This window comes from Psychrobacter sanguinis, from assembly GCF_020736705.1.
In the GTDB taxonomy this organism is placed as follows: Bacteria; Pseudomonadota; Gammaproteobacteria; order Pseudomonadales; family Moraxellaceae; genus Psychrobacter; species Psychrobacter sanguinis.
On sequence record NZ_CP085990.1, the window covers coordinates 217132 to 231442 of the forward strand.

The window sequence follows — 14311 nt, forward strand, 5'->3', positions numbered from 1 at the left end:
TGAGACCCTTAGCATTACCTAACCCTTTAAATGAAAAATTAAAAATGTTCAGAGAAGAACGTTAATAAATAGGCTGCCCATGAACCCACAATTAGATCTGCTGCACCCCTATCCCTTTGCTAAGATGGCCACTCTTTTGGCCGACTCAGTTCCTGCCAGTGATTATGAAACCATTAAACTAGGGATTGGTGAGCCCAAACACGAGCCTCCGGCTTTCGTGCTTAAAGTACTGGCTGAAAACTTAAATAAAGTTCAAAATTATCCCAGTACCAATGGTCTTCCTGAATTGCGACAAGCGATTGCACAATGGTTAAAGCAGCGCTTCAGACTGACAGCAATCGATACTGACTCACAGATTATTCCGGTTATGGGCACTCGTGAAGCTTTATTTAGCTTTGTACAAGCGGCTATCGACGGCTCCAAAGTTGCGGACAGTCATGAAAAGCCGTTGGTAGTGATGCCCAATCCTTTTTATCAAATCTATGAAGGCGCTACCTTGTTGGCTGGCGCAGAACCTTATTTTGTTGATTGTCACGCTGACAATGAATTTAAGGGAGATTACCGCTCTGTGCCAAGTGAAATATGGCAACGTACTCAGGTGGTCTTCGTCTGTAGCCCGAATAATCCTACTGGCGCTGTATTTAGCGAGGCAGACTGGCAAGCATTAATTGAGCTGTCTGATCAACATGACTTTATTATTGCCAGTGATGAGTGCTATAGCGAACTCTATTTTGATAAAGCACCTGTAGGCCTACTTGAAGTCTGTGCCAATATGGGTCGTAATGACTATAAAAACTGTATCGTGTTTCATTCGTTGTCTAAACGCTCAAACTTACCGGGTTTACGTTCAGGCTTTGTCGCTGGCGATGCCAGCCTACTCAAACCCTATCTTCAATACCGTACCTATCAAGGATGTGCTTTACCGATACACCATCAGTTGGCCTCTATCGCGGCTTGGCAAGATGAGACGCATGTTGCAGAAAACCGTAACCTCTATGCCCAGAAATTTGATTTATGGATAACTGAGCTTGGCGATACTCTAAAACTGACTAAGCCTGATGCAGGTTTTTACTTTTGGGTACCAGTTCCAGAGCAATTTAAAGACGCACAAGGTCAACCAGATGACGAGGCCTTTGTTAAAGCGTTGTTTGAAAAGGTTAATATTAACGCCTTAGCCGGCCGTTATTTATCCCGTGAGGTCAATGGTGTTAATCCAGGTAAAGGTTTTGTAAGACTTGCGCTAGTGGCCAGTGTTGAGGAAAGCCGAGAAGCCATTACTCGTATTAAAACCTTGCTTACTTAAGGGTTTTATCATGTTATGCTAATGACCCATAAACGCTGTTTTCGATAAGTATTGTTTTCAATAAGCTGTTTTTCCATTAATAGAGGCTTTTATCAATACCTGCTTTTACTGATAATGACAGTTAATAACCATTCAACTGTCTTTAATTTGCATCCTTTTGTCTGTGACTAAGCCAAGCTAATAAACTGGGTTAAATCAGTGGTGAGACATGAGGTAAGTAATTTAGAAGCATTCGAATTTAGAGGACAAAAACGGAATAATCCTAGTTGCAACACCCGTTATGGTAGGTTGTAATATCAGTAGCAGTGCATACCAATAACCAAGGAGTGGTTCATGACAAGGCTAGATTTTACACAGCCGCCTTTTGACGCTTTAAATTCCAGTGAGCGTGAAAGTCTTAAAAAACAGACCCAAATTCGTTATTTGGCCAAGAATGAAGCCTTGCCTGTGGCTGATCATGATTACTTTTATGTGGTATTAAAAGGCCGTATTCAGCAGAGCCTAGCCGGAGATGAGCTGCATGATTATGCAGCCACTAACTTTAGCAATGATTGGTTTGATGCCCGCAAAAAGCCGACAAATGACTCCCTTTCATCACTGCCTATAACTGCCGCTGTATCTGAAGATGACTTAGACAACCACAACAATGGTGATAGTCACCTTCCCCATAATTCAACCCGTGACTACCACTATCAAGCCTTAGAAGATAGCCTATTACTTCAAGTAAACTCCGCCGCCATAGATAAACTGTCGGCACAAAACCCTCATATTCACAAACTGCTAAAAGGTGAATTAGCAGAGCGTATGCAGGCGTATAATCAGCGAAGCGGTAGCAGTCATTCATCTGCATTGTCTTACTCTTTGGCCGGTGCCACAGCAGGTAATCAAGCTGAATCACAACAATTAATGCTACAACCGGTCACTGCCATCCGTATGCTACAAGTGCATACCATTTCAGAGACAGCCACCTTGTTCGAGGCAGCTCGTACCATGACCCAAGCTGGCTTAAAACATGTATTGGTAAAACGCACACCCACTATTGAACGTCACCCCACACGCTCGCATCAAAGTAATCTTGGTATATTAACCGACGCAGATATTTGTCGAGCGGTGAGTGAACAGGTGGACATGAGTACGATGCTGTGTCGCGATTATGCCAAATTTAAACTGTATACTGTCTCTTATCAGCAAGACATTAGTGAAGCCTTATTGACCATGATTCGTCATCGAGTGCACCGACTGCCCGTTTTAGATGACAATGAAGAGGTAATAGGCGTCCTCGCTCAAAGTGACTTACTGGCCTTTTTGAGTCATCACTCCCAGATCATTACTCTTCAGATAGAAAACGCTGATAGTATTGACGCTTTGAAACTACCGGTGGAACAGATTGGCCAATATATTCGTGGACAACATAATAATGGTATAAAAATTGGGGTTATTAGTCGCATTGTACAGGCACTAAATGCTCACGTCTTTAGCAAGTTATGGCGTCTCATCGTCCCCGATATGGTCTATGAAAATACCTGCATTATTGTTATGGGCTCCGAAGGGCGGGGCGAGCAAATTATGCGGACCGATCAGGACAATGCGCTTATTATCCGTAATGGCTTTAGTGACCCGAAGCTTGCTGACTATGCAGCAGCCTTTAATCATGCTTTGGCAGACATGGGCTACCCTTTGTGTGACGGTAATATTATGATGACCAACCCACTTTGGCGGCAACCTTTGAATCGCTTTAAATCTGAGGTGTCTACTTGGTTTAGTCAAAAACAGCCCGAACATGCCATTTGGCTTTCCTCACTGCTTGATGCCTCCTATGTTTGCGGCGATGAACGCTTATTGGAAGCGTTACGTAAACATCTTCAAATCGCACACCGTAGCGCTGACCCTATGTTTGTCCGAAGTTTCGCAAAAGCGGCTTTACAATTTGGTGAAGTTAACCAATGGTGGAAAAAGTTCGCCCCTTTAATTGGAAAGCCTCTCCCCCAAGATATTGATTTGAAAAAGGCCGGTATTTTTCCCTTAGTGCATGGGATACGATCACTCGCCTTAGAGAACGATATCTTTGATGTCACCAGTAGCAAAGCTCGATTGCAGCAGTTAGTCCATGCAGGAGTTATGACCCATAATCGTGCGGAAACTTTAAATGAAGCCCTAGAATTTTTTATGGCACGGCGTTTAGACATTGCACTTGCTACTGATGACAAGTTGGCTCGGCAGGTCGATCCCTCGACATTATCTGCTTTGGAAAGGGACCTATTAAAAGAGTGCTTAAATGTGGTTAAAAGCTTTAAAAATGAACTGCGTCAACGCTATCAATTGGAGATAGCTTAATTAGGAGATCGATTATGACCCTAGCGCATCATATAAAGTCCGCTTGGTACCTAAGACAGCTCACTCGCCCCGAGCTAAAAGGTATGTTTGAGCCTTCCCCATCTGATAAGTGGGTAGCCATCGACTGTGAAATGACAGGGTTGAATCCTAAGAAAGACCATTTATTATCCATTGCCGCCATCCACATTAACGGCTCAAACATACAAAGTGGTCAAGGCCTCCATCTTATTTGTCGACCTCCAGTAATGCCTACCAAAGAGACCATTATTATTCATGGTCTACGACCCATAGATGTGGAAAATGGCTTAAGCTACGAGCAAATGCTAGAGCGTTTACTGCCTTTTATTGATAATCGACCTATCGTGGGTTATTGTCCTCAATTAGACATGGGATTTTTAAACAAAATCAGTAAGTCCTACATGGGCACTGCCCTACCCAATCCTATTATCGACATACGCGACCTTTACAATCGATATAGTGGCAATCGCACCCAAGGCATCTCCCATCAAGCCCAACAACTAAGCTCTATTGCGACCCAATTGCAGCTGCCCGAATTAGCCGCTCATGATGCTTATAATGATGCGCTAATGACGGCTATGGTATTTCTCCATCTTAGATAGCTCTTAGCTAATTTTTAGACAATTACAGATGGAGTATAAGTAGATTAATACAACCCTTAGACGACAATTGTTGTTATCGCTAGTGTCTATTAACCGACCCAGCGGTTATAATACCAGGCTTAATCTCACTCTCCTGTTTCAACTCAACCGATACTTGTAAGCTTATGCCTCTGTCAAAACTAAAATACGATTCTTTATTGCCTTACTCATCAAACCGACCTCATGAACAGCGAGGCTCAAAAACTTTTAGTAAACTGGCAACCGCTCTAAGTTTATGCATTGGTCTATCATCATGGTCTCAAGCTCAGCTTCCCCCTACTGTGGAAGCTGCGTTGAACCGCGCTAAAATTAGTACCGATGACATTAGCCTGGTAATCGTACCTGTGAATCCAGCCCCAGGTGCTGACGGAAAGCCCGCGAGTAATAAGAGTAGATTACCGGAAATCATTAAACCTGAAGTGGCAAAGGTTATGGAGGCTGAGCTACCATCGAAGCCTGATCCTGACGCTTTGCCTCCAGAGACTGAAGAATTAATTTTAGCCCCAACATCTTTAGCCACTCAAACTTCTAGTCAAAACTCCAACCAAGCTTCGAAACCATCGACCAACCAAACTCAGCATACTGCTACGACTACCAATGCTTCGACCGCCACCAAGACTGTCGTATCCCCTTATGCATTGTCTCCCACAACTGACACGACTGTTTCTTCTCCCAGTTCGACTGCCACTGATAGTCATACTGTAGAATTTCCCATTAGACATTTGGCCGACTTGCCTCGCAGACCTGCCAGCACTATGAAGCTTATCCCAACATTTGTGGCTTTAGACTTATTGGGCCCTGACTTTGTGTGGTTCACTCAGGTTTATCATACGGGGTTTGTCTCTGCCAATACCTTGTATGGTGATTTAATTATCAAAGGCAGTGGAGATCCTAAGTTAACCACGCAACGTCTAAATAAGCTGTTGGAGCAAGTACAAAAAGCCGGCATCCAGCATATCAAGGGCGATATAGTTTTAGACAGCTCTGTGTTTCAAGCCGTGACTAAAGACCCTGCTGCTTTTGATAACGATCCTTTAAGACCTTATAATGCCAGTCCCGACGGCTTATTGATTAATTTCAGCTCTGTGGAGATTACGGCCGTTCCTTTATTAAATGACAGCAATAAAGGCCTGTCAAAACTATACTATAAACCAAGGTTGGCAGATTACGACCTACCTAACACTTTGGCCACGACCACTGCGGGTAAATGCGCATCTGCGCGCTCAAGCTTAGCTCCGGTTTGGCAGAAGTCAGGGCTTAAGTTTAATAGACTGCTGCCAGAAAGTTGCGGTGCACACACTTTTTATATTGCCTATCCCGACGCTAAAGATTTCGCCAAACGGGTGGTTAAAAATCAATGGTTAAACCTTGGCAACACCTTATCAGGTAATATTAAATTCTTGGGGCTGGGCAATACAGTGTCAGGAGATATGATTAATACCGAAAGTCCTATTAAGACCGTTTATGGCAGCTACCTTGATATGAGTGCTAGTGGCGATAAACAAGACCTTATGGCCAATCTTTCGGCGATCTTACCATCTTCTCCGCTGCCTTTTGTTAGTTACCCCTCATTACCTCTTTCACAGCAGATTTATGATATTAATCACTATTCTAATAATGTAATGACTGAGCAAGTGACTTTAACATTGCCTTTATATACCAAAACCAATCCAAAAGAAACAAATTCCGATGGTTCACCTTTACCAAAGGTGACTAGATCTAAAGTCAATACTCAGTCTGACTATCTAAAAGCCTTGGCAACGATTAACAACTGGTGGCAGCAACATCTAACCACCATGCCTCCCGCGATGAGCAATGGATCGGGATTGTGCCGAGATTGCAGTGTGACTGCTGAGAACTTGGCCGAATTGCTTGGCTTCGCTTATAACCATCCTGATTTTAATACCTATGTTAATTCATTAGGTATTGCAGGCATTAGTGGTACCATTACGGAACATGGAGAGCGTCTGCCAAACTCTGCTGCCATAGGACGTGCATGGATAAAAACCGGCACTCTAAATGATGTAACATCGATGGCTGGTTACGTACATGGCCTGTCGGGACAAGATTATGTGGTGGTTGGCATAATCAATGGCTCAAGCAATAGTAGTCAACCTCTTAATACTTATGAAGCCCGCTATGTACTGGACACCATGTTAGACTGGACCGCAAAGCAGTAATTATTTCGGCTTTTAGCCCTATGCAAGGTCATGATTTATGGATATGTTATTTTTCGACAGTACGCAAACCCTGATACGAATGGTCGTATCAGCCGTCGTGGTTTACCTTTGTATTGTGCTATTTCACAAGGTATCAGGTAAGCGTTCAACTTCTCAGTTAAATAATTTTGACTGGGTAGTGACAGTAATGATTGGCTCTATTGGCGCCAGTACTATCATCTTAAAAAACGTGCCCATTATTGAGGGCATGGCTTCGGTAGTTACTTTACTTATTTTGCAATATTTAGTCACCACATACGCGTCGATATCAGCAGAATTCGCCAACGTTATCCTGTCTGAGCCTCGTGTGGTTTTTTATCAAGGGCAGTTTTTGCCGGAGGCAATGCGTAAAGAACGCTTAACCCGTCAAGAGATTGAATGTGCCATGCGCAGTGAAGGTATTCACGATTTTGAGGAGGTTGCTGCGGTAATCTTTGAAAGCGATGCTAAATTAACGGTAGTACCAAAACGTGAGTCTAATGATAGATTTGATGAACAAGGCAATATAAAGCCTTCAGATACCTTAAAGCCGCTACTGTAAAACTATTAATATAAGTCACTCATTTAAATGCTAAAACTAAAAAAGGTTAGGGAGCTTAGCCCCCTAACCTTTTTTAATACAGTGCATCTTTTAATATCGTAAGCTCTAACAATCCGATTTCTAGAACTGTAATTTTTAGTTTTTTAGTATAGGCGTTCAACCACCTTTACTTGATTTAAAAAACCAACAAATCATGCAAACTATCTTCTAAAAATTATTTAACGCGAGTCCAAGTCTGACTACGTTTTAGAGGCGTGTGCTTGATATTACCTGTTAACTTCAAAGTTTGACCATTATCAGACAAGGTGACTTTACCACCATAAACCTTGCCATTTTCAGGGTCAACCAGATCGCCCCCTGACCACTTGTTATTACCATCTGCTTTAAGACCAGTTAAAATAGGTAAACCAACAATTGGTCTATTTTTTAATGATCCTGAACATTTTGAGCACACTTCTTTAGCTTTTGACGCATCATTAATTTTGATAATCGTTCCTGTCACCACGCCGTTTGACTCAGTCATTTTGATAATGGCTTTCTTTTCACCAGTTTTATCATCTACTGATTGCCATTGGGTACCGTTTAGTGAAGCTGCCATAGCGACTGTTGACATTAGACCAGTTAAAGTGGCGGTAGCAAGTAAAGTAGTAAAACGTTTCATATCGACTCCAATCGAAAAATAAATAAATCCATTTAAGGTATTCAATGTAATTTTACGTATGCCATGATAAAGAAATAAATAAGAAGTTAGCGAGAATAAATTGCCATTCAAGCCATCATCAAATCATTATCAATCAAATCGTTATAAATATTGTTAAATGCTATTTTATTTAACATTTTATTCAAAACAATTATCATTTAACTTAACATGAGCAAATTTATCATACAATTTAAAAATACCTTTGTCGACACTCTACGATACGAAAAAACTTAAAACAGTATTTAAACATCAAACTTATTCAAAACGGTAACAATTGAGCATTATTATTACTTAACTGTATTTAATACTGATTTTAGGAGTTCATTGTAAAATTACACGCTGCTCACAGGTTATTATACCCGTAGCTTTGCTTAACTAATAAAGCATCTTCTACTCAACTGCTACTAGAAAAACTTATGATAACAACTTTTAACAACCATAAAGTTAGAAAAATATCCCGAATGCCTCATATTTTGAAAACGGCTTCACTATTAATATTAGGCTTAAGTATGAGCCTTATTTTATCAAGCTGTGTGAGTAATACCGGCTTTGTTATTGATAACCAAAGCTATCAGTCACAAGGCAAAAGCCAACGCATTCAATCTATTATATTGCACTATACGGCTGAAGATGAGGCAGAATCTATTCGAATATTGACCAAAGAAAATGTCAGTGCCCACTATCTTATCCCCCTAACAGAAAATAATACCATTTATCATTTGGTCCCCGATAATGAACGAGCATGGCATGCAGGTGCAGGCGAATTCGCCGGTAGACAGGTATTAAATGACACTTCCATTGGGATTGAGATTGTCAATGAAGGTATAAAACAGCAATACCGGAAATCTGCCAATAAAGACAATGATGGCTATCATCCTCCTGAACATTTTGTGGCATTTAGTGACACCCAAATCAAAAAGCTGGCGCACTTGATTCAACAGTTGGTCCAAAAATATGAAATTAAACCCACGCAGATTATCGGTCATTCTGACATGGCCCCTTCACGTAAGATTGACCCTGGGGCAAAATTCCCTTGGGAGCGGTTATACAAAGAGTACGGTATTGGGGCTTGGTATGATGAGGCAGATAAACAACGGTTTATGACGGATGGCTCTTTTAAAACAGCGACTACGCTACAAATTAAACAGCTGTTCAGAGACTATGGATATGCAATCAATGAGAGTGATGACTGGGACAAGCCCAGCCGTAATGTGATTTATGCCTTCCAACTACACTTTAGACCTCAAAACCTGACAGGAAAAATGGACTTAGAGACCTATGCCATTTTGAGGGCTTTGCATAATAAGTATGTAGAAAATGTTGACTGATCTCAGGAAGTGACATCAACCCATTAGTTTATAACTACTTACCATTAGGGGCTTTAGAAGCAGCTTGGTAAATGGGAGTGACCTCAGGTAATAATGCTTTTATTTTATTAATACGTTGTTGCGAGTTTGGATGAGTAGACATTAATGTCACTACTGCATTACTACGGCCCTTAACGGCTTCCATTTTTTCCCAAACTGAAACTGCCGCTGCCGGATCATAACCTGCTTGCGCCATCAGACGTACACCTCCAGCATCAGCTGATGACTCTTGACTACGAGAGAATGGCTTATCGATACCTAAGTCACTAAGTATACCAATAGAATCCGCACTCAGGCCCGTTTTAGCTTGTATCGCTGTACCACCTAATTGAAGAGCCAAACCGGTTAGGATCTTTTGCCCTGCATCCTTTTTACTGTGCTCCTCTAAAGCATGCGTCATCTCGTGTCCAATAATAGCAGCAACTTCAGCATCTGTAAGTTTTAACTTCTCTACAATACCAGTATACACGACCATTTTTCCTCCTGGCATTGCCCACGCATTTAGCTCAGGAGAGCGAATAACCGTCATTTGCCAATCAAAGGGAATACCCGTTGCATTAGCCTTATCCGCGTAAGGCTTTAGCCGATTGAATATTCTATTTACGCGAATCGCAGTATTGGAGGTTGTGTCTACTGTTCCTTGGCTGCTTGCCTTAGAAATCACTTGGCTGTAGCTTTTCGCGGCACTGTTATTTAATGCAGCCGTGTTATATCCTGCAACATCGGCAACAGTAGAACAGCCAACTAACGTAGTCATAGTGACTGCTAAGATAGAGATTTTTAGTTTTCCAAACGCACCCATAAAATATCCTTATACAAAAAAAGTTATTGAGAGGAAAGTCACATAACCTTAGACCTAGCTCTTTTAAATAACTTTAAAACCAATTGTCGAAAGTTAACCCCTGTATATGAGGTGTAGACTATATGTAACAAATATGTCTATATTATTACAAAAATAAAATTGTCATATTACTAAAAATCTGTCTATCTTTAAGTTTCACTACTAAAAAAATTTTCATAATAAGACTAATTACAAGCTAGTTGACTGTTCTTATGCTTTAAAGCAACTTACTATTATCAAAATCTAATTTTGGTGAAACTATACGCACAAAAAAAGGCAAGCCACTAAGTGACTCACCTTTTTTTATTTTAAATTTAGAAGAACTTATCTTACGAATGCTCTCGCATTACGGAACATACGCATCCAAGCGCCATCCTCAGACCAGTCTTCTGGCTTCCAGCTGTGGTTGATCGCACGTAAGTTACGCTCAGGGTGTGGCATCATTAATGTCACGCGACCATCGGTACTACAAACACCCGTTACCCCGCCAATAGAACCGTTCGGGTTCAATGGGTACGTCTCAGTAGGATTGCCTTGGCTATCGACATAGCGCATCGCAATCTGACCATGGTTTGCCATACCTTCAATATCCGTCTCATTTAAGGTCGCAAAACCTTCACCATGAGCCACCGCAATCGGCAAGATACTGTCTTGCATACCTTTCAACAAGATAGATTTAGTACGCTCAATCTTCACGTTCACAGTACGCGCTTCAAAACGAGCCGACTCGTTATAAGTGAAACGTGGGAAGTTTTCTGCACCTGGAATTAAGTCTTTTAACTGTGCCATCATCTGACAACCGTTACATACCCCTAGACTGAAAGTATCAGGACGGGTAAAGAAACGGACAAACTGCATACGTAATTCGTCATGGAACAAGATTGAGTTGGCCCAACCAGAGCCTGCACCCAATACGTCACCATAACTAAAACCACCACAAGCCACTAAACCATTGAAGTCGCGTAAATCGATACGGCCTTCAAGCAGATCGCTCATATGCACGTCAACGGCTTCAAACCCTGCACGGGTAAAGCCTGCTGCCATCTCTAACTGACCATTGACACCCTGCTCACGCAAAATAGCTACTTTTGGCTTATTAGGACGGCTCTCTAAATAAGGCTCTTCGACTTTTTGGTTTAAGTCATAGTTGGCTTGAGCAATCAGACCATGATGATTAGGGTCAGCAATCAAGTCAAACTCTTGCTGTACACATTCTGGGTTATCACGGCGTTTAGCAATGTGATAGCTCACTTGAGTCCAAGTTTGCTGTAAGTCGCTACGGCTGAATACCAAAGCATTTTCACCTTGATGCGATGGGGTAATAATGGTTAGCTTATCTTGGTTCGCACCGCCAACTGGGGTCTCGATAGTTTGACCCACAAGGCTTAGCATATCAGCGACATTATGCTCATCAGCCAATGTCATCACTGCTTCAACATGCTCAGGCAATACCTGAATAACGGCACCCAACTCCTCGCTGAATAACTGACCTAATAAGTTGTCATCGGTTAGATTGAGGTTGATTGCCAAACGATTGGTGAATTGCATCTCTGCCACAGTCGTTAACAAACCACCATCACCGATATCGTGATAAGCACTGATAACGCCCTGCTCATTACCGGCTTGAATAAAGTTAAAGAAGTTAATCAAGTCTTCTGGGCTGGCTAAGTCTGGGCATTCATTACCTAGCTGGCTTTGAGTTTGAGCTAGAATTGAACCACCCAAACGGAACTGACCTTTTGATAAATCCAAACGATACAATGCTGAATCCGCATTTTTAAGCTCAGGGGTTAAGGTCTTGTTCACATCCTGTACGGGTGCGAAAGCGGTAATCACTAAGCTCATTGGGCTAACAACAGCCTTATCGCCGTCTTCATCTGTCCAGCCAGCACGCATAGACAACGAGTCTTTACCGACTGGAATTGCGATACCTAAAGCAGGGCATAACTCTTCACCGATGGCGTAAACCGCGTCAAATAAAGCGGCATCCTCTTTATCTTCACCACACGCTGCCATCCAGTTGGCCGATAAGGTAATGTCTGAGATTTTATCAATACGAGCACCAGCAATGTTGGTAATGGCTTCGGCCACTGCCAAACGCGCTGAAGCCGCTGGATTAATCAAAGCCACAGGTGGACGCTCACCAACACTCATCGCTTCACCGGTATCTGACATTAAGCCAGAGATGGTCACAGCACAGTCTGCCACTGGCACTTGATAACGACCGACATACTGGTCTTGGGTCACCATACCGGTGATAGAACGGTCACCAATGCTGATTAAGAATGATTTGCTCGCGACTGTCGGATGACGTAGTACATCATGCACGGCTTCTGAAATATCAGTATCTGCTAAGTTCAAGGCAGCCAACTGCTGTTCGCTACGCTCAAATGAACGCTTCATCTGCGGTGTACCACCCAGCAGCACTTGCATAGGCATATCTACTGGTTGGTCGTCCAATAAGTCGTCATCTACTTTTAACTGACGGATGGTGGTTGCTGTACCTAAGATAGCGTACGGGCAACGCTCACGTTTACAGATGGCATCAAATAATGCTTCGCTTTCTGGACGAATGGCCAATACATAACGTTCTTGCGCCTCATTTGACCAGATAGCCATTGGCGACATGCCTGCCTCCAATGAAGGAATGCGACGTAGGTTTAGGTGAGCACCCATGTCATGATCATCTACCAGTTCAGGCATAGCATTTGATAAACCACCTGCACCCACGTCATGAATTGATACGATTGGGTTGCCATCTTTACTGCTGTTGCTAGCATCAACATCATTACCAGCTAGTGCCCAACAGCGGTCGATAACCTCTTGACAACGACGCTCCATCTCCGCGTTATCCCGCTGTACAGAAGCAAAGTCTAAGCCTTCATCTAACTCACCACTGTCTACAGAGGAAGCGGCACCACCACCCAGACCGATTTGCATCGCTGGGCCACCCAGTACAATTAGCAAATCACCTTCAACAATGCCATTTTTCTCTACTAGATTGCGCTTGATATTACCGTAACCGCCAGCAATCATAATAGGCTTATGGTAACCACGCATTTCGCTACCATCTTGTTCTTTACTGGTGTCCAATTGGAATGAGCGGAAGTAACCACATAAGTTAGGACGACCAAACTCGTTTGAGAAGTTAGCAGAACCTAAAGGTGCTTCTGTCATAATCTCTAAGCTTGAGGCCATACGATCTGGCTTACCATAGTCTTTAGTGCTTACTTTACCGGACTGTTCCCACTTCTCGGGCATGTCTGGTAGATGTAAGTGAGAAACGTTGAAGCCGGTCAAACCTGCTTTTGGCTTACCACCACGGCCGGTTGCCCCTTCATCACGAATCTCACCACCAGCGCCTGTTGAAGCACCCGCATAAGGGGCAATCGCTGTTGGGTGGTTATGAGTCTCAACTTTCATCAAGATATCGATGTTCTCGTTATGGAAACCATACTGATGCATTTCAGTCGATAACGCTTCATCGCCAAGCTCATCTTTAGGTAGCGGATAAAAACGCTGAGCCTCAAAGCCTTCCATTACCGCAGCGTTGTCTTTATACGCTGATAAAATACCTTGAGGATTTTTCTCATGGGTGTTACGGATCATTTTAAACAATGATTTTGGCTGAACTTCACCATCGATGGTCCACTCTGAGTTGAAGATTTTATGACGGCAGTGCTCAGAGTTGGCTTGAGCAAACATCATAAGCTCTACATCTGTTGGGTTACGCTTTAACTCATCAACGTAGGCGGTCATTAAGTAATCAATGTCTTCACTTGATAACGCAAAACCAAATTCTTGGTTGGCTGCCTCTAGAGCCGCACGACCTTCACCGATGACATCAATATGATTCAAACGTGCTGGACTATGATCATCAAACAACTGCTCAAGCTTACTAAAGTCATATACCAAGCTTTGCGTCATACGATCATGTAAGATTTGCTCGGCTTCTTTTGGTAGTTTGGCAGGTAAGTCGTCACCTGTTAAGGTGAAAACGATGACCCGCTCCACACGCTCTACGTTAAGATCACAGTTATTAAAAATATCAGTTGCCTTACTAGACCAAGGCGAAATAGTACCAAATCTGGGGCTAACAATAACTTGGCACTGCCCTGCTGTTGCTGTGATTTGGCTTACTTCCTCGCCTTGATTCAATAAATCTAAGGCCTTTTTACGCTCTGCATCGTTAAGGTCACGCGATAAGACATACACTTGTTGAGTGTCAATGCCAGTTACTTTGAGGGCCGCTTGGCTATTTAACTGCTCAATCAGTTGATTGGTTTTAAACTCGGTTAAAAAACGGTGTCCAGCGAGGGTCATCATAAGGCAATTTCCGCAGTATCT

Annotated in this window: 9 protein-coding genes; 6 read left to right on the forward strand and 3 right to left on the reverse strand. The window is 42.6% G+C overall.

All coding sequences use genetic code 11. The features are described 5' to 3' along the window. Nucleotides 1–79 precede the first annotated feature (79 nt). The 5 genes from dapC to LK453_RS00970 all read left to right on the forward strand — a co-directional run bounded on the left by dapC (nt 80) and on the right by LK453_RS00970 (nt 7056). Complete coding sequence (dapC, locus tag LK453_RS00950; protein WP_201537255.1) at nt 80–1303, forward strand: succinyldiaminopimelate transaminase; 1224 nt, start codon at nt 80–82, stop codon at nt 1301–1303. Between the two features lie 333 nt (nt 1304–1636). Further along, nucleotides 1637–3637, forward strand: a complete 2001-nt coding sequence (locus LK453_RS00955; protein ID WP_201537252.1) for a DUF294 nucleotidyltransferase-like domain-containing protein — start codon at nt 1637–1639, stop codon at nt 3635–3637. Between the two features lie 14 nt (nt 3638–3651). Beyond that, nucleotides 3652–4257, forward strand: a complete 606-nt coding sequence (locus tag LK453_RS00960) for a 3'-5' exonuclease (RefSeq protein ID WP_201526596.1) — start codon at nt 3652–3654, stop codon at nt 4255–4257. A gap of 164 nt (nt 4258–4421) precedes the next feature. After that, nucleotides 4422–6476, forward strand: coding sequence for a D-alanyl-D-alanine carboxypeptidase/D-alanyl-D-alanine-endopeptidase (locus LK453_RS00965; RefSeq protein ID WP_201537249.1), 2055 nt, complete (start codon nt 4422–4424; stop codon nt 6474–6476). 37 nt (nt 6477–6513) lie between these two features. Continuing rightward, nucleotides 6514–7056, forward strand: coding sequence for a DUF421 domain-containing protein (locus LK453_RS00970; RefSeq protein ID WP_201526598.1), 543 nt, complete (start codon nt 6514–6516; stop codon nt 7054–7056). Nucleotides 7057–7270: 214 nt separating this feature from the next. On the opposite strand, the gene LK453_RS00975 is transcribed toward LK453_RS00970, so the two are convergent. Continuing rightward, the gene (locus tag LK453_RS00975; protein WP_007394120.1) at nt 7271–7717 is read right to left on the reverse strand and encodes a DUF2147 domain-containing protein; all 447 of its coding nucleotides are present in this window, start codon (nt 7715–7717) and stop codon (nt 7271–7273) included. 548 nt (nt 7718–8265) lie between these two features. Here LK453_RS00975 and LK453_RS00980 point away from each other — a divergent pair. Further along, entirely contained in the window at nt 8266–9084 is an 819-nt protein-coding gene (locus tag LK453_RS00980; protein WP_227674353.1) for an N-acetylmuramoyl-L-alanine amidase, read from the forward strand. 34 nt (nt 9085–9118) lie between these two features. Here the strand turns inward: LK453_RS00980 and LK453_RS00985 are convergent, their stop codons facing one another. Next, complete coding sequence (locus LK453_RS00985) at nt 9119–9925, reverse strand: M48 family metallopeptidase (protein WP_201541608.1); 807 nt, start codon at nt 9923–9925, stop codon at nt 9119–9121. 363 nt (nt 9926–10288) lie between these two features. Further along, nucleotides 10289–14290, reverse strand: a complete 4002-nt coding sequence (gene purL, locus LK453_RS00990) for a phosphoribosylformylglycinamidine synthase (protein ID WP_201537240.1) — start codon at nt 14288–14290, stop codon at nt 10289–10291. Nucleotides 14291–14311 lie beyond the last annotated feature (21 nt).